We start from the raw sequence: 15,541 nt of genomic DNA, 5'->3' as shown, positions 1-15,541 counted from the left end.
GCGTCATGAGCCTCAAGCTTCCCGCCCGCATCGGCGCCTGTGCCTGCCTTGGCATTGCGCTTGCCATGGCGGCGCTCGCCTTGCGCGAGCCGCCCAGGCCGGGGGCGCCGGCCGCTATCCTCTCGACCGACCTGCCCAAAAACCCGCTCGAAGCACAGCTTGAGCGCTGCCAGCTGGCCGGGCAGGCGGCGGGCTCGGACCCGGGCTGCCTAGCAGCCTGGGCCGAGAACCGCCGACGCTTCCTCGGACTGGATCCAGCTACGGAGGATGAAGACCGCGCGGCGGGCAAATCGACACAGGCGGCGGACCTGCCGGACGCTGCGCTCGAGCAGGAAGACCGGTGATGGGCGGGACAGGCGTCATCGACCGGTTCCTGCAGGTCTTCACCTCCTACATCGATTCAGGCTTTGGTCTGCTCCAGGGTGAGGTCGCGTTCCTCGCAACGACACTGATCGTCATCGACGTGACGCTGGCAGCGCTGTTCTGGACCTTCGGTCAGGGCGACGACATCATCGCACGGCTGGTCAAGAAGACCCTGTTCGTCGGCATCTTCGCCTATATCATCGGCAACTGGAACACGCTCGCGCGGATCGTCTTCGAGAGCTTCGCGGGCCTCGGTCTCAAGGCGTCGGGGACCAGCTTTACCGCTGCCGAGCTCCTTCAGCCGGGCCGGGTTGCTCAGGTCGGTCTGGATGCCGGGCGTCCGATCCTTGAATCGATCTCGGGGCTGATGGGCTATATCAGCTTCTTTGAGAACTTCATTCAGATCGCCGTCCTGCTGTTTGCATGGGTCATCGTGCTGCTCGCCTTCTTCGTGCTGGCGGTGCAGCTGTTCGTCACGCTGATCGAATTCAAGCTCAGCGTGCTGTGCGGGTTCGTGCTGATCCCGTTCGGGCTGTTCGGCAAGACTGCCTTCATGGCCGAGCGAGTGCTGGGTCATGTCATCTCGTCCGGCGTGAAGGTGCTGGTCCTTGCGGTGATCGTCGGCATCGGCTCGACGCTCTTTTCCGAGTTTACCGACGCGATCGGGGACGCGCAGCCCACGATCGAAGATGCGATGGCGATCGTGCTCGGCGCGCTCTGCCTGCTGGGCCTCGGCATTTTTGGTCCGGGCATCGCAAGCGGCATCGTTTCCGGCGGTCCGCAGCTTGGAGCAGGTGCCGCTGCTGGAACCTCGCTCGCGGCCGGTAGCCTGGTCGTTGCCGGTGCGGCAGCGGGCGCTGGCGCGATTGGCGTCGCGGGCGGCGCGCTGGCTGGCGCTGGCCGGACCGTCGCGAGTGCGGCGAGCGGCTATCGTCCCGGTGGGCAGGCAAGCTCAGGGAGTGAAAGCCTCTCCAGTGCGGGTCGCACCGGGACGCGCCCGGCACCGGCCCCGTCGAGCAGATCAGACGGATCGAGCGGGGGCGGGGCCTCGCGTGTGCGGACGGGCGCAGGCGCGAAGGACAATGTCTCGGCTCGCACCAGGGGCGAAGACGGCGCGGCAATCGAACCATCTGGCATTCCCGCGATCCAAGGGGACGATGCGCCGTCTGCGCCGTCTGCGTCGTCTCCGTCGTCTGCGTCGTCTGCGTCGTCTGCGCCATCTGCGCCGGTCGAGGCGAGCGATCGGAGACCAGCGGCGCCAGCGCAGTCAGCCGCATCGGAGACAACCGACGCAGCGGGTTCCGACGGGGCCTCGCGACCGGCGGACCCGCCGGCCTGGGCGCGCGCACTGCGGCGCAAACAGACGATCGGCCAGGCGATGAGTGTCGCAGCGCATACGCTGCGCGGCGGCGACAGCCAGGGGGCCGGCACCTCGATCAGCGTGACAGACAAGGAGTGATTGGCATGTTCAGACGATCGACCGTGCGATACGGGACCGCGCCGGAGCCGGTGACCCCCTTTCAGCGCGCCAGCCAGCTATGGGATGAACGCATCGGCTCCGCCCGTGTTCAGGCGCATAGCTGGCGGCTCGCCTGCTTTGGATCGATCGGCCTGTCGACGCTCCTTGCAGGCGGACTGATTTGGCAATCTGCGCGCGGCACGATCACTCCATGGGTCGTCCAGGTCGACAAGCTGGGTGACGCGCAGGCGGTCGCGCCGGCCGATGCCGGCTACCGGCCGACCGATCCCCAGGTTGCATTTCACCTCGCCCGGTTCATCGAGAATGTTCGCAGCGTTCCTGCCGACCCGGTCGTGCTCCGGCAAAACTGGCTGCGCAGCTATGATTTCGTGACCGCAAAGGGTGCGATCGCCCTCAACAATCATGCGCGCGTCAATGACCCGTTTGCTCTGGTCGGACAGGTGCAGGTCGCGGTCGATGTCTCAAGCGTCATTCGCGCTTCCGATAGGAGCTTCCGGATCGCATGGACCGAGCGCCGCTATCAGGATGGCAGTCTGGCCGCGACCGAGCGCTGGTCGGCAATCGTGACGGTGGTGATCCAGACCCCCCGCACCCCTGATGCGCTGCGCAGAAACCCGCTCGGCGTGTTCGTCACCGCTCTCAACTGGTCGAAGGAACTATCCCAATGACAACTCGCAATCGCGCGGCGCGCAGGGCCGTCTTGCTGGTCGGGCTGGTCACGATACCGGTTTGCGCTGCTGCAAATGCGCACGGGCAATCCGACCCCCATGACGGTGCCAGCGCGGCGGTGGCTGATCCGCAGGACGCGCGGGCGGTGGAGATCATCCGCATCCCCGAACCGCTCCCGCTTCCAGCGCAGCTCAAGCCGCGTCCGGTACCTGAGCGGATCGATCCCAAGGCGCGGATCGATGCCGCCAATGCCGCTGCACGGCAGCAGCCGGCAAGCGAGGGCTTTTTCAACGCGATGCAGCGATACCCCTGGGCCGAGGGCGCGCTGTATCAGCTCTACGCATCGCCCGGCCAGGTGACCGATATCGTCCTGCAGGAGGGCGAGCAGCTGGTCGGCCCGGGACCGATCGCGGCCGGCGACACCACGCGCTGGATCATCGGGGATACGCTGAGCGGCTCGGGCCCTACCCAACGCGTACATATCCTGGTCAAACCGACCCGGTCCGGACTGGTCACCAACCTCGTCATCAATACCGATCGGCGGACCTATCATCTCGAACTCAGATCAACGCCGGACGCCTATATGGCTTCGGTTTCCTGGGCCTACCCGCAGGACGCGCTGATGTTGCTCACCGCGCACAACCGCGCAGTGAGTGCGGTTGAGCGAGGCGTTCCGGGGATCGATCTCGACGCGCTGAACTTTGCGTATCGGGTCGATGGGGATCGCGTGCCGTGGCGACCGGTTCGCACCTTCGATGATGGACGGCAGGTGTTCATCGAACTCCCGCCGGGTATCGCGCAGAGTGAGTTGCCGCCCCTGTTTGTGACCGGCGCCAAAGGCGAGGGCGAGGGCGAACTCGTGAATTACCGGGTTCGCGGCAAATATCTCGTCGTCGATCGGCTGTTTTCCGGTGCCGAACTCCGGCTCGGGGCAGGCAAATCCGCAAGACGCGTGCGCGTGCTGCGCGAGACGCCGCTTTCCGGGGAGCCGCGCAAATGAGCGAGGATCAGGCCGCCGCGACCCTGGAACCGGTCGATCTTCGGCTACGTGCCGATCCGCCGCAGGTCATGCGCCTTTCGCGCAAGGCGCTTGCCATCGCCGGCGCTGGATTGGCGAGCGGTATCGCCGGGGCGCTGATCTATGCGCTTCAGCCGATCCTGCCCGAGCGGCCCGATGAACTCTACGCGGATGAGGATCAGGCTGTAAGGCCAGGGCTGGCGGGCGCACCAATCGACTATGCGCAGGTGCCAAAGCTCGGACCGCCGCTGCCGGGAGATCTTGGCAGACCGATCCTCTCTGCCCAGCAGCGTGGCGTGGAGGTCAGTGCGCCGCCGATCGGAGATACGAGTCCACCATCCACGAAAAGCGTGCCGGATGCTGCGCGGACGTCGCGCGAACGCGCCCGCGAGGAGCGCGACACGGCACGCACGAGCAGGCTCTTTGCTGCCGGCAGCGCCGTTTCATCCTCGCCAGATGCGGTGACACAGCCGGTTGCATCGCGGCTGGAGCCGTCATTGCCGCCAGCGGGCGCGTCGCGCGCGTCTCAGGAAATTGATCGGTCTGCACGGCGCAGCTTTCTTGCCGCAGGCGCCGAGGTCGTGGCCGAGAGCAATCATCGGGTTATCCAGCCAAGTTCGGAATTTGCCGTCCAGGCAGGCAGTATCATCCCGGCCGCCCTGATCACCGGCATTCGCTCTGATCTCCCGGGACTGATCACCGCCCAGGTGACCGAGCCCGTCTATGACAGTGTCACCGGCCGTCATCTTCTCATTCCACAAGGCAGCCGCCTTGTCGGCGAATATGATGCCGAGATCTCCATGGGCCAGAACCGCGTCCTGCTCGCCTGGGACCGGCTGATCCTTCCCGATGGCCGCTCCATCAAGCTCGACCGCCTGCCCGGCGCTGATGCGTCGGGATATGCCGGATTGGAGGATCGGGTCGATCATCACTGGGGTGGCGTGTTTCGCGCCGCATTGGTGTCCAGTCTGCTCAGCGTCGGCGCGCAGGTCGGCAATGACGACGATGATGCGCTGGTTAGAGCCCTTCGCGAGGGATCTTCAGAGTCGATCGCGCGCACCGGGCAGGAACTGGTCCGGCGCCAGATGGCTGTGCAGCCGACCCTGACAATCCGGCCGGGCACCAGGCTGCGTGTCATCGTCACACGCGATCTCATTCTCGAACCTAACGGAGGACCCGCATGATGCTGAAGCTCGGACCCATTGCCGATGACAGGCCGGTCAAGGTTACGATCGAGATCCCTGCGCAGGTCTATCGCGACCTCAGCGCTTATGCCGAGGCGCATGCCAACGCGACCGGGCAGGCATCGATCGGCCCGGCAAAGCTCATCGTTCCGATGCTGTCTCATTTCATGGAGAGCGATCGCGGATTTGCCAGGCTGCGCCGGACCTAGCGGTATTGGACATGCATGAGATCAAGCCGAGCAACGGCGGCCGGCCACCTGCATGGCCCAAGCGGTCACGCACCAGGTCTGAGGGCCAGGATCAAGCGCACCGTAGATGATTGGGCACGGCTTCGCCGCAATCATTGTCGCCCCTGGATCCTGCCGATGATCTTTCTTTGCCGCGATGTGCATGGCACCGGCCGCTTGCCCTGACGCTGGTGACGCGGCAGAGACCCGCCATGAATCCCGCTACTCTTCAGGACCTTCTCGTCAAATCGCTGGTAAAAAAGGCAGGTGGCAATCAGCGCCGCTGGCGAACGGTAGTGGGTCCGATCTCCGTCCATGACGTCGCGACCCATGCCCATTGCAACTGGTCGGTGAAGCCTTCTGGAACAAGCCGCGAGATCGCGGAGGTCGAGCGATTGCTCGATACGATGCGGATCGAGCATTCGTTGATTGATGCCCAATAAGTCGGGTACTCCGGTCAAGATCCGGAAGGATCGCCAGCCCGTGCCGGGCCCATCCTTGCGTCGGTGCGCGGCATTGCGCGGGTGACGCTTCGAACGCGGCATTGCGTTCGGCTGACCATTGAGCCGCAACGCGACCTCGACGATGCGCTGGCATGCTGTATGCTTTTGGGGATGACGCCGGATGAAGAACGTTGGGCCGAGGCGATAGCGATCGAACGTGCGCAAGGCGCGGACGCGGAACGCTGGATCGCGGACCGGATCGCTAGCCTCGTGTTGGCAGGCGACCAGGCCGGGGTAGATCGCTTCATCGAGATCGCGCGGCGCGTCGATGCGCTGCGCGCACCGGGGAAAGACGGGCAGGGCAGGCAACTGAACTAGCTGCGCGCTGAGCAGGGATCAGAAGATGGCTTCGGCCTTGAGGCTGCGAACCTGCGAACCAGCGATGATCAGATGGTCGATGAGCGAAATGCCAAGCCCTGACCCGACCCGCGCAAGGGTGCGCGTGATTTCGCGATCGGCTCGGCTCGGTGCGTTGTCGCCCGAGGGATGATTGTGCGCCAGAATGATCCCCGCCGCGCCGACGATCAGTCCGCGGTGCAGGATCGCGCGAACACTCAGCGGGACGTGGTCAACCTCGCCGGTCTGAACCAGCTCGTCGATCAGCCGGTTGCCGCTGTCGAGATAAAGGACACGCAGCGTCTCGACCGGGCAATGCCCGATTTCGTTGGCGAGATAATCGATGACCGCCTGAAGATTGCCGAGCAGGGGGCGTTCGAGCAGGGGCGTTCGCAGAACGTGCCGGAGCAGCGCGCGCGACAGGGTGATTTGCCTGGTGACCTGCGGGTCAAGTCCGAGAGAGGACAGGGTCTCCCCGTCGGTCGAAAGCACCCGCGAGACGGTCCCAAACCGCGCAAGAAGCGCATCAGCGATCGGGTCAGCCTTGTGCGTCAGTGGAGCGAGGAGCGCGACCAGGAGCTCACGGCCCCTTGGATCCGGGTCCGTCGCCAATAGGCCCAGGTCCCGGTGACGAGGAGCAGCAACTGGAGAAACGGCCAGAACACCGACATGATCGCATAGGCTGAGCCCAAAAGGGCCGGATCGAGGGCCTTGGCTGCATGCCCTGCCACGATGATCAGTTGCAGCGACGCTGCGGCCATGGGCCAGATCCTGTTCGCCCTCAGCGCAAGGACCGCCAGCGCCAGGAGCAGGCCCGTGTCGATCAGCAGATAGCCGATTTCCACGTTGCGCCATCGATCTATCGCTTGCGGATTTGCAACGAGCGTGACCAGCCATGCGCCCCAGTAGAGACCTGCCGCGATCCGCTCGGGCGGACCACCTTTCCAGACCGCAAAGCCGGTCGAGAAAAGAAGCAACGCGACGAAGGCGATGAAGAATATCATTGCCGTAGAAGGACATCGTCGCGTTGCCTCGTCAATGGCCTGGGATCAGACCGTTTCGCTGGGGACGACGGGCGCGCCATGAAGGTCAGGCGAAAGGCCGCTTGGTTTTCCAAGATCCCAGGGGCAGGTCGGTCCAGGGCAACCCCAGCCATGCTCCGGCAACGGGGTGCGATCGACAGCCTTCATGAAGCTCGCATGTGCAAGTTCAAACGCGAATTTCGCATTTACCGAGTGCTGCGTTCCCTCCGCCAGCGCGCGCCCGGTTGTGGCGAGGCGGCCGTGGAAAACCGGGTTCTCGCTGAGCTCGAGCAGCCGGGCCAGCGCACGGGCGCCATCAAGTGCGGCAAAGCCTTGAGCATGCTCGGCGGGCAGAAAGGTCTCGGCGACCTCGGTCGCTGCCTCGCACGCCAGTTTGATGTCGCTATCCTTGAAGTTGAGCATAGTTCCCCCAGTCCGCCGACGGTGTCGGCAGAGCATGTGTGCCAGTGGTTAAGCGATCAGTTGATGAAGCCGAGCTTCGTGAGCGTCGTGTTCAGCGACTGCACGGAGGCGAAGACGAGGAATGTCGCAAAGATCACTCCAAGGGTGGCCTTCACCATCCACCAGACCCGCTGCATGTGCGTCAGCTCATTGTCTCGTCCCCATCCACCGATGTTCGTCGTCTGATCGGCATGGTCCACGGGCATCGAACGGTCGAAAACCGCGCGCTCTTCCCGAAGGATGCTCCCGATCGCCACCTCCGTTTCGACGGGGATGGCCTCCTGGGGATTGCCGCGTTTGCGATCCGGCTCAACGGGCCCTGGCTTAAGCTTAAACTTGTTAAGGTGCTCGCCGGCGTCGTGGCGCCGGAGCATTTCAGCCGCTTGATATCGGTCGGCCGCGCCGAGGATGCGCCGGACGCGCGACGCATACATGTTGACCGTGTTGTGAGACAGTCCGAGCTTGCGCGCGATGATCTTCGAGCTGGCGCCTGTTCCCGCAATGCGGATGCAGTCCAGTTCTACCTCTGAAACGACCGGAAGGAGGCCGTCATTGCCGCCGGATGAATCGCCGCCCATGCTCGCACGATAGAAAGAACGTTAACGCCCGATAAGCCGAAATCGGCCACGCGTCGCGTGGCGCACGTTGGAAAACAATGTCCTGCCGGTGACGCAGGTGGCATTCGTCAACATCGCGCACCTGCATGATAATAGATCCGTATTGGACCTACTCCTGCGCAAATCGGCTTCCGCCGCACTAGGAAGGGCTGGTCTGATCGTGGGGGGATGAACTGGAAATGCGGCCGTTGCGAGTCGACTCAACCGCGTTCAATGCGCGAACAGCATTGCTCTTTGCCCCCCCCGGTGATGCCACGGGACCCGCCCTCGCGGCGATCGAAGAGGCTGGAATGCGGTGCCGTATCCTTGATGGCACGCAGTCGGCTGATCTTGCGCTTGAACATGAATTTGCCGACATGCTTGTCGTGGAGGCCGTTGCCACGCCGCCCGAACTTCTCACTAGGCTGTTGGCGCAGATGACCGTCTACGCGAAGGTCACAGGGTCGCCAATCATCGTCAGCGCGTCGCTGGATCAGATCGACCTTGTGGCAGGCTATCTGTGGCCATGGGGGGCTCAGCTTCTCTGCGAACCGTCCCACGACGACCGCCGAATCGCAATCGAGACAGCCCTCGCCAGTCTGACTTCGCGTTGTCTGCATGACAGTGGCGCTACCCGCGCTGCAGAACTTGAGGGTCTTCGCCGAGACGTCAAGCGGATCGCGCGGCGGGTCGAGACCCTGGCCGGTGAAACAGCGTTCTTTATCGACTCGCGCGAAGCAAGCGGCCCGGAACGCAAGGAGCGCGCCGACGAGGTGCGCGCACGGATCCGGGCGCGCAGGCTACGGGACAAATTTTTCGATTCCCGACTTTTTGCCGACCCGGCATGGGATATTCTTCTCGACCTCTATTGCGCGCACCTCGAATATCGCGAAGTTTCGGTGTCGAGCCTGTGCATCGCCGCTGCAACGCCTCCGACCACGGCGCTGCGCTGGATCGCGTCGATGACAGACGCGGACCTGCTGCTTCGGCGACCCGACGGGAACGACAAGCGGCGTCATATCATTTCGCTTTCCGAGAGCGCACTTCAGGCGATCGACAGGTATTTTGCCGCCATGGCGGCGGGCCGCGCCGGCTGAGAGGGCTGGGGATGATCCTGGTTTCGAACCGACGCGCGCCGGGTCCACCGCTTCTGGAACATGCTGCTGCGATCGGCTGGCTGAATGCGGTAACGTCGTCGGTCGATTCTGAACGCGGATCGTGTTCAGCCCGTGCGCCTCGGCACGAGGCGGTTTGCACTCAGATTGCGTGGGTGCCACAGATCAGCCGAGGACGGCGTTTCGGATCGTGGCCGACAATTTTTCGGTTCTCGACTTGAGTATCCTGCACGATACGGTCCACGAGGGCCAAGGGCGAGACGTTCCAGGAGATGTGTCGAATGCACGATGGAAGCGCGATCTTCGTGGATTTTGACAATGTGTTTTCTGCCTTGTGGGCGATCGATGGTGGGCTCGCGATCCGCTTTGCGTCTGACCCGGCAACGTGGCTGACGGGTCTGGGCGCGATGGACGCGCCCGATGGAAGCCGGCGATGGCGGGTCGCGCGCTGCTACATGAACCCCTCCGGGTGGGTGAGCGCGCCGGGCGAGCAGAATGACCGGATCTGGTTCTACAGGTTTCGCGGCGATTTCGTGAAGGCAGGGTTCGAAGTTGTGGACTGTCCCACGCTCACCCGCGGCGCGAAAAATGCCGCCGATATACGCATCGTCATCGACGCTCTGGACATGCTCGGCCATCGAAACCCTGTCGGAGAGTTTGTCTTCGTCTCGGGCGATTCTGACTTCACGCCCCTGCTGTATCGATTGCGCGCCGAGGATTGCAGGACAGTCATCGTTGCGCCGGGCCGTCTCTCGTCAGCCTATGCAGCCGTCGCTGACGCGGCCCTGGGGTTTGACCGCATCGGCACCTTGCTGGGTGCGCGGGGGCGTGAGTTGCCTGAGCCATTGCTGGCCGGGATGGCCATAGCGCAGGAAACAGCCTCTGCGGATGCGCAGATGTTCGCAGCGCTGGTGCGTCGCCGCTATGGTGCGGCATCCGCCCCGCTCAACCTTTCGTCCCTGTCCAGCGAGATCCTGCGTGAACTCCCTGGGGCAAAATCCAGCGACTGGTTCGGCTACGGAACGTTTCGCAAGGCGCTCGACCGGCTTGCGCTGCCCGATGTGCGCTTTGCGCAGCATTTTCTCTGGAACGAGCGCAAGCATCAACCACCGGCCCCCCTGCCTCTCGCCGGGTCCGTGCCCGATCCCTCCACGCCGGATAATCCGAACGCGGCTCCCTCGTGACCGGGCCTTGAGCGTTTCTGATCGGCATCGGAAAAGTGGGTGGATATTTGGTCGGATCTGACTGCCAGGCGAGCCGCTTTTGCGGCTTGCCGCCATGGCAACCGCCGTCGCGCGTGTTTGCAGACCGACAAGCGACGTCCTGGCACGGTTCCGCCAATGTAGCCCTCGACGTACGCTTGCGAACTGCGCATGGCATTCGTCTCGGCCTTGCGCGTCCATGCAGTCCGACCGGGATATGGGCTAGACCAACTCCATGTATTCGCGGCGTTATGACATTCTGATCGCTGACAGCGATCCGAAGCTCCTCGACCAGCTGGCGTGTCTGGTCAGGGCTTTTGCGGGTACGTGCGACCAGACAAGCAATGGTGTCGAGATGCTCGAACGTGTCGCCTCGCGCCCGCCCGACCTTCTCGTGCTGGATCTGGATGTTCCGGGCTGGTCGCAAGCCGAGCTTGCGCGGATGGTCGACAAGTACAGGGAACAGGCGCGTCGAATTCGCATTCTCGCCCTTGCCTCGCCAGCAAATCCGGATGACGCAATGATTGCGTGCCGGCGTCGCTGGGACGATGTCCTCAAGAGGCCCGTATGTGCGTACGACGTCGCGGCAAGGATACAGGGACTTCTGCGTCGCCCGGGTACGCCGCAAGCTGCGGTGCTTTGTCCGGCAGGATTTTCCATTGGGCGATTGACGCTTGATGCGAACAATTGGGAAGCACGGTTTGGCGCGACGGCGCTCCCCGTGACTGCGCCTGAGTTCAAACTGCTGTGCCTGCTGGCCTCTTTTCCGGCGAGGTTCTTTTCCAGCGGGGTGATCGCCGACTATCTCGGGCAATGGGGCACTAAAGCCTCGGCGACGGTCATCGACGAACGCGCCCTGGGACTTGTGTCGAAGCTGCATACGCTTGGATGCCCCGGATTCATCGAGGTCCAGCCGGGGCGAGGATATCGGCTTGGGTGCTGTGACTGAGCGTTCGGTCGCGCAGAAGGTGCCGCGGAAAGACCCATTCGTGACATGGGCCGAAGCGATCGTGCCGCTGCACCCATCGATATAATGTTCAGCTGCGTATGGAGAGTATAGTCCTCGTCGCTCCCGCTGGTGCCACCGGGCTGATCCGGAGGTCGCGAGCCTTGCGACAAAGCTTGCATATGATTTTCGGATCGTTGAACGTTGATATGTGCCTGAATTTCAGAAGAGGCGATAGTTGAGCCAGGCGTAGCGCCGCCGGATCAGGGGATGATCGTGAAGCTGAGCGAATGGATGAGCGATCGAACGCGAATCTTCGTCGGCTTGGGCACCGCGTTTGTGCTGGCGATGATATGGTCGTTTGTTATTGGACAGGTCAGCGCCGAGAGCGACGATGCGATGGCGGGGGCCACGGATCGAAACCGTGATCGGACCCAGATCCTCCAGCAATATGTCAATCGCACACTCAATACCGCCCGGCTGGCCTCGCTGCATGTAGGCTCGCTGAAGGCGAAAGGCGCGTTTGACTCAGAGAAAAATCTTCCAGTTTCTCTTGCTGCCGATCCGATCGCCAGCGACCCGACCTTTCTGGGTCTGCGGGTCATTGATGCGCGCGGCGCGCTTGTTGCATCGACCATCGAGCAAGAACTTGCCGGTAGTGGTCAAAAGCAGCGCTCGGCCGCTCTTGGCCGACGCGTGCGAGATGGTGTGGAGCTTGCTGTCAGTCGCACGGTTGATTCCCCGCTGTTGGGGCGACCGACAATCTGGCTTTCGCGGCATCTGCGGGATTCTGCGGGCCGATCCGTCGGCACAGTCGAAATCGGGCTCGAGCCCAGCCAGTTGACCGCAGTCTTTGGCACCGGCGCCGCAAAGCCGAACGAAAATGCGTGGGTGGTCGGATCAGACGGGTTCATCCGCGCCCGAATGTCGAACGGCAAGGTCACGTCCGATCAGGACGTGCGGCATGGTGAGCTTTTTCGGCGCCAGCAGCGCAGCGACGAGGGCAGCTTCGTGTCCCGAGGCGCGATCGATCCCCGCCCTCGGCTCATCAGCTATCGCCGCGTCCCCGGCTATGATCTGTTCGTGAGCTACAGCACGCTGCAAGACGCAGCCCTCAAAGTGCCACGCGTTCGCGCTACCATCCTCATTCTGGGCGCCGGCCTCACCTCGTTTGCAGTCCTGGCGCTGGCTGCCCTGTTCTTGCGGGGGCTGCGCTTGCGCGAGCGCAATGCGCGAGAGCTGGCGCTGGCCAAGACCCGCATGGAGGAAGCCCAGCGCGTGGCGCGCATCGGAGACTGGGCCCGCAAGTTCAATCCCGATCAGCTCATCTGGTCACCCCAGCTATATGCCATGTACGAGCGCGAACCGGCTCTTGGTCCAATGGAGACCGAGTTCACGGAGATGCTGCGCCCCGACTCGGTTGAGCGGTTGAATGAAGCTGTTGATCGCGTCACCCGGCTTGGCGAGCCTGCAACATGGGAAATGCAGGTCCGCCTCCCGAGCGGGCGGACCCGGGTCCATCTCGCCTCGGCCGTGCCGACCATGGACACCAACGGCAACATCATCGGCTTTCACGGCACAACTCAGGACATCACCGACCAGAAGCGCCAGGAAGCGCTACAGGAGGATCTGACGCGGCTCGCCCGCACAGGCGCGATGAATGCGCTTGCTGCCACCATTTCGCATGAACTCAATCAGCCGCTGACTGCTGCGCGCAACAACCTCGCTTCCGCGCAGATGGCGCTCGATGGGACGGGTACTCGCGATGATACCAAGGCGATTGACCGGCTCAAGACCGCCAGCCAGCAGATCGGGCTTGCTGGCCAGATCATTCAGCGCATGCGCAAGCTGGTCATGACCGGTGAGAGCGAACATACGCTTGTGCGTACTGATGAACTGATAACCGAAGCCCTCGCGATCATCATGGCAGCGCGCATCTGTCCTTTTGAGATCGGGCGGAAAGAGCCGGCTGTCGAGTTCCATATCCGGGTAGACTGTGTCCAGATCCAGCAGGTTCTGCTCAATCTGGTGCGCAACGCATGCGAGGCACAGGTTGGTTCCTCTGACACCCCGCCGGTGATCGAGGTGACCAAGCACGGCGCGCGCTCGGTGCGGATCATGGTCATCGATCATGGTCCGGGATTTCCGGAGGAAATGATCGAAAACCTCGCTGAGCCATTCGCCACGTCAAAAGAAGGCGGGCTCGGTCTCGGGTTGACCATAGCGCGCACGATCATCGAAGCACATGGCGGAAGCCTGTTCGCGCAGAACAGGCCGGGGGGTGGCGCGGCGGTCGGGTTTACCTTGCCGCTTGAGGACCCCCGACTGTGGCAGCTTGAGGATGGGACTGCCGCGGCGCGCGCAGAGACGGGACCGGACCGGCTTGGCTCGCACCGTTGATGCGATGTGGTCGCCTTCGCAGACAAGATGAGGCTCGGGATCCAGCCACGTAGAGACAGGTCGACGTGGGGAGGGGGCGCCTCAAGGACGTTGGATCACAGTCAGGAGGTCTGACGTTCTTGCAGGAGCGGTTGGCAGGTGTTCGGAGAGAGTCCAGTGCGTTGGCACAAACTGCGACTGGCCCGCCGGATCTCGGGCAAGCCATGGTTGCGCCATGGGTATCGTCCGGTCAGAAGCGCGGCTGGTTTGACGAGTCGCTCTGTGGTCGACGGCTTCGGCACCGTTTACACGTCATGTATCCGGGCATCGACCTGCTATGGGTCCAATGATGACCGCGCACAATGCAGCGGATCCTGTCTAATAGTCGCATCTGTTTCAGATAACATGGTTTTGCCCAAGGCGTGGCATCGCAAATCCAGTCATTGGTTGATCATTTGATGTTTGGCCCGCTAGTTCATTGATTCCGTTGCCCCGTAAGAGGCTGCACATAGAAATTCCCCATTGGCCGCTTTAAATGTGTCGGCCGTGGACAAGCTGGCTACTGCCAGCGATTGCGGTACCGCCGGGTATTCGCTGAGAGACCAGCCCATCCTACAAGGCCGCTCGATGGCTCGAGGTGCCCATGCCGGGGCGCTGGTCCCAAGATGCCGAATTTCCGATGCTGAAATGGGAGCTCACGGAAAGATGGCCCCCGAACGGGGGACAATGATGCTGCATATGGCCGCTTATTGACTGGCCCACCGCTCGGGCCGGGTTATCGCGCTGGGGTTGGAGCCAGCAGGCCTGCAAGGGCACCGATCGCGACCGATCCGATCGCGATCATGCCGTCCGGGATTGCCGCCGGACCGATGACCAGGGTGATCCATAGTTGCGCCGCGACCACCGCGAGCACACTGGACCCAAGAACCACCACCGTCGCCTGATAGACAAAGGTGTTGGGTACGATACTCTGCACCACCGCCTCTCGCTGTGCATCGGCGACGATTTCCTGCACGGTGCCGGTATCCTTGGCCGACGCGAGTTCCGAAGCGCGCGCGTCGAGCGCCTTGGCGAAATTATCTGCCAGACTAGCCATCATGGTTGCTCCTTCGATCAGTCGTGGATGAACAGGACGAAACTGCTGAACCGAGCGTCCGCCCACCACGCTGACGCCGGGACGCTTCGTTCGAAGTTGACCGAGCCGGCCTGCGACTGCACCGGCATCGTCACGCGCCCATTGGCATCGCGACGCGCTTTCTTCTGAGCGGTTTCAGGAGCAACAATGACGATATGGCCTGACCGGGCGAGGTCTTTGCGCCGCGCGCAGATCGTCGCAATCCCGCCGCGATTGGCGCATTCCTGGAGCTCGGTCAGCGACAGGGTGCGCTTCCAGCCAAAGCGTACGCCATAGTCGAGGAGCCAGTTGTGGATCGCATTTGCGTTCATCTCGCGGATCGTCACGTCATATTGCGCCGCGACCTGTTGTCCGGCTTCCAGCGCCGCGATCGCCTTGTCGGTCCACCACACACGAGGCAGAAAGACGCTGGATGCATAAGCGACGTCATAGGCGTAGATGTTGCAATAGGTCCGCCCTCCGCCCGGGCGGTAGCGCCGACTATTCTCGACATCGAGCCAGTCGATGACCTTGTCGAGCCCGGCGCGCGATACCGGCGCGTTTCGTGGCATGCCGGACTCGCCGATCGGGCTGGCCGAAGCCGGGCCCGCGCGGGTTGAACCGGGATTGTTCGCGCGCCAATGGACCGGCGCCAGCTGCGACGCCGTCGCAAAGATGACGTCTTCGGACTTAGCCAGGTACTTTCCGGACACCCAGCCTTCGAATGAGACGCCATCGAGTGTGCCGGTGACACGGCACCATTTGCCCTCGCGGGCATGCACCTCGACTGTGCATCCTTCAGGCAGGACCGCCCGTTCGTTGCCGGCCTCTTGCCGGGGCTCCTTGCGCAGGAACAGTCCGTGCGCGGTTACCGTGAAGCGCATTGCAGATTTCCTCGTGCGAGAGGGGCCGGGCGCAGCCCAGG

Annotated in this window: 18 protein-coding genes; 12 read left to right on the top strand and 6 right to left on the bottom strand. The window is 63.3% G+C overall.

Annotation, left to right across the window (positions count from 1 at the left end; genetic code table 11):
• The first annotated feature begins 5 nt into the window (after nucleotides 1-5).
• The 8 genes from trbK-alt (at nucleotide 6) to K9B35_RS19430 (ending at nucleotide 5,762) form a co-directional block, all read left to right on the top strand.
• Nucleotides 6-344 (top strand): putative entry exclusion protein TrbK-alt, encoded by a 339-nt coding sequence (gene trbK-alt, locus K9B35_RS19465; RefSeq protein WP_224923668.1) that lies wholly within the window; start codon nucleotides 6-8, stop codon nucleotides 342-344.
• Nucleotides 344-1,822, top strand: a complete 1,479-nt coding sequence (trbL, locus tag K9B35_RS19460; protein WP_224923667.1) for a P-type conjugative transfer protein TrbL — start codon at nucleotides 344-346, stop codon at nucleotides 1,820-1,822. The genes trbK-alt and trbL overlap by 1 nt, the downstream gene beginning before the upstream one ends.
• 5 nt (nucleotides 1,823-1,827) lie before the next feature.
• On the top strand, nucleotides 1,828-2,511 hold the full coding sequence (gene trbF, locus K9B35_RS19455) for a conjugal transfer protein TrbF (protein WP_224923666.1): 684 nt from the start codon (nucleotides 1,828-1,830) through the stop codon (nucleotides 2,509-2,511).
• Entirely contained in the window at nucleotides 2,508-3,512 is a 1,005-nt protein-coding gene (trbG, locus tag K9B35_RS19450; protein WP_224923665.1) for a P-type conjugative transfer protein TrbG, read from the top strand. The genes trbF and trbG overlap by 4 nt, the downstream gene beginning before the upstream one ends.
• Entirely contained in the window at nucleotides 3,509-4,714 is a 1,206-nt protein-coding gene (locus tag K9B35_RS19445; RefSeq protein WP_224923664.1) for a TrbI/VirB10 family protein, read from the top strand. The genes trbG and K9B35_RS19445 overlap by 4 nt, the downstream gene beginning before the upstream one ends.
• Nucleotides 4,714-4,923 carry a DUF2274 domain-containing protein gene (locus K9B35_RS19440; RefSeq protein ID WP_224923663.1) on the top strand — a complete coding sequence of 70 codons (210 nt, stop codon included), beginning with the start codon at nucleotides 4,714-4,716 and terminating at the stop codon, nucleotides 4,921-4,923. The genes K9B35_RS19445 and K9B35_RS19440 overlap by 1 nt, the downstream gene beginning before the upstream one ends.
• Nucleotides 4,924-5,153: 230 nt before the next feature.
• A complete protein-coding gene (locus K9B35_RS19435; RefSeq protein WP_224923662.1) occupies nucleotides 5,154-5,384 on the top strand; it encodes a hypothetical protein in 231 nt (76 codons plus the stop codon).
• 63 nt (nucleotides 5,385-5,447) lie between these two features.
• Nucleotides 5,448-5,762, top strand: a complete 315-nt coding sequence (locus tag K9B35_RS19430) for a DUF6961 family protein (protein WP_224923661.1) — start codon at nucleotides 5,448-5,450, stop codon at nucleotides 5,760-5,762.
• 18 nt (nucleotides 5,763-5,780) lie between these two features.
• Here K9B35_RS19430 and K9B35_RS19425 read toward each other — a convergent pair whose 3' ends face one another.
• The 4 genes from K9B35_RS19425 to K9B35_RS19410 are packed head-to-tail and all read right to left on the bottom strand — an operon-like array spanning nucleotide 5,781 to nucleotide 7,842.
• Entirely contained in the window at nucleotides 5,781-6,272 is a 492-nt protein-coding gene (locus K9B35_RS19425) for a JAB domain-containing protein (protein ID WP_224923660.1), read from the bottom strand.
• A 59-nt stretch (nucleotides 6,273-6,331) separates the two neighbouring features.
• A complete protein-coding gene (locus K9B35_RS19420) occupies nucleotides 6,332-6,784 on the bottom strand; it encodes a hypothetical protein (RefSeq protein WP_224923659.1) in 453 nt (150 codons plus the stop codon).
• A gap of 45 nt (nucleotides 6,785-6,829) precedes the next feature.
• A complete protein-coding gene (locus K9B35_RS19415) occupies nucleotides 6,830-7,225 on the bottom strand; it encodes a hypothetical protein (protein ID WP_224923658.1) in 396 nt (131 codons plus the stop codon).
• A 56-nt stretch (nucleotides 7,226-7,281) separates the two neighbouring features.
• The gene (locus K9B35_RS19410; protein WP_224923657.1) at nucleotides 7,282-7,842 is read right to left on the bottom strand and encodes a helix-turn-helix domain-containing protein; all 561 of its coding nucleotides are present in this window, start codon (nucleotides 7,840-7,842) and stop codon (nucleotides 7,282-7,284) included.
• Nucleotides 7,843-8,171: 329 nt separating this feature from the next.
• Here K9B35_RS19410 and K9B35_RS19405 point away from each other — a divergent pair, with 329 nt between their 5' ends.
• The 4 genes from K9B35_RS19405 to K9B35_RS19390 all read left to right on the top strand — a co-directional run bounded on the left by K9B35_RS19405 (nucleotide 8,172) and on the right by K9B35_RS19390 (nucleotide 13,523).
• The gene (locus K9B35_RS19405; protein ID WP_224923656.1) at nucleotides 8,172-8,957 is read left to right on the top strand and encodes a hypothetical protein; all 786 of its coding nucleotides are present in this window, start codon (nucleotides 8,172-8,174) and stop codon (nucleotides 8,955-8,957) included.
• A 299-nt stretch (nucleotides 8,958-9,256) separates the two neighbouring features.
• Entirely contained in the window at nucleotides 9,257-10,159 is a 903-nt protein-coding gene (locus K9B35_RS19400; protein ID WP_224923655.1) for an NYN domain-containing protein, read from the top strand.
• Between the two features lie 253 nt (nucleotides 10,160-10,412).
• The gene (locus K9B35_RS19395; protein ID WP_224923654.1) at nucleotides 10,413-11,126 is read left to right on the top strand and encodes a response regulator; all 714 of its coding nucleotides are present in this window, start codon (nucleotides 10,413-10,415) and stop codon (nucleotides 11,124-11,126) included.
• A gap of 267 nt (nucleotides 11,127-11,393) precedes the next feature.
• A complete protein-coding gene (locus tag K9B35_RS19390; RefSeq protein WP_224923653.1) occupies nucleotides 11,394-13,523 on the top strand; it encodes an ATP-binding protein in 2,130 nt (709 codons plus the stop codon).
• 754 nt (nucleotides 13,524-14,277) lie between these two features.
• On the opposite strand, the gene K9B35_RS19385 is transcribed toward K9B35_RS19390, so the two are convergent.
• Together K9B35_RS19385 and K9B35_RS19380 are read right to left on the bottom strand one after the other, a co-directional pair.
• Nucleotides 14,278-14,598 (bottom strand): hypothetical protein, encoded by a 321-nt coding sequence (locus tag K9B35_RS19385; RefSeq protein ID WP_224923652.1) that lies wholly within the window; start codon nucleotides 14,596-14,598, stop codon nucleotides 14,278-14,280.
• Nucleotides 14,599-14,615: 17 nt separating this feature from the next.
• Nucleotides 14,616-15,500: an SH3 domain-containing protein gene (locus tag K9B35_RS19380; protein WP_224923651.1), complete on the bottom strand. Its 885-nt coding sequence runs from the start codon at nucleotides 15,498-15,500 to the stop codon at nucleotides 14,616-14,618.
• Nucleotides 15,501-15,541 lie beyond the last annotated feature (41 nt).

The organism is Sphingomonas sp. R647 (genome assembly GCF_020177055.1).
In the GTDB taxonomy this organism is placed as follows: Bacteria; Pseudomonadota; Alphaproteobacteria; order Sphingomonadales; family Sphingomonadaceae; genus Sphingomonas.
The sequence above is the reverse complement of the archived record's forward strand: the minus strand, read 5'-3'. Positions and strand labels throughout refer to the sequence as shown.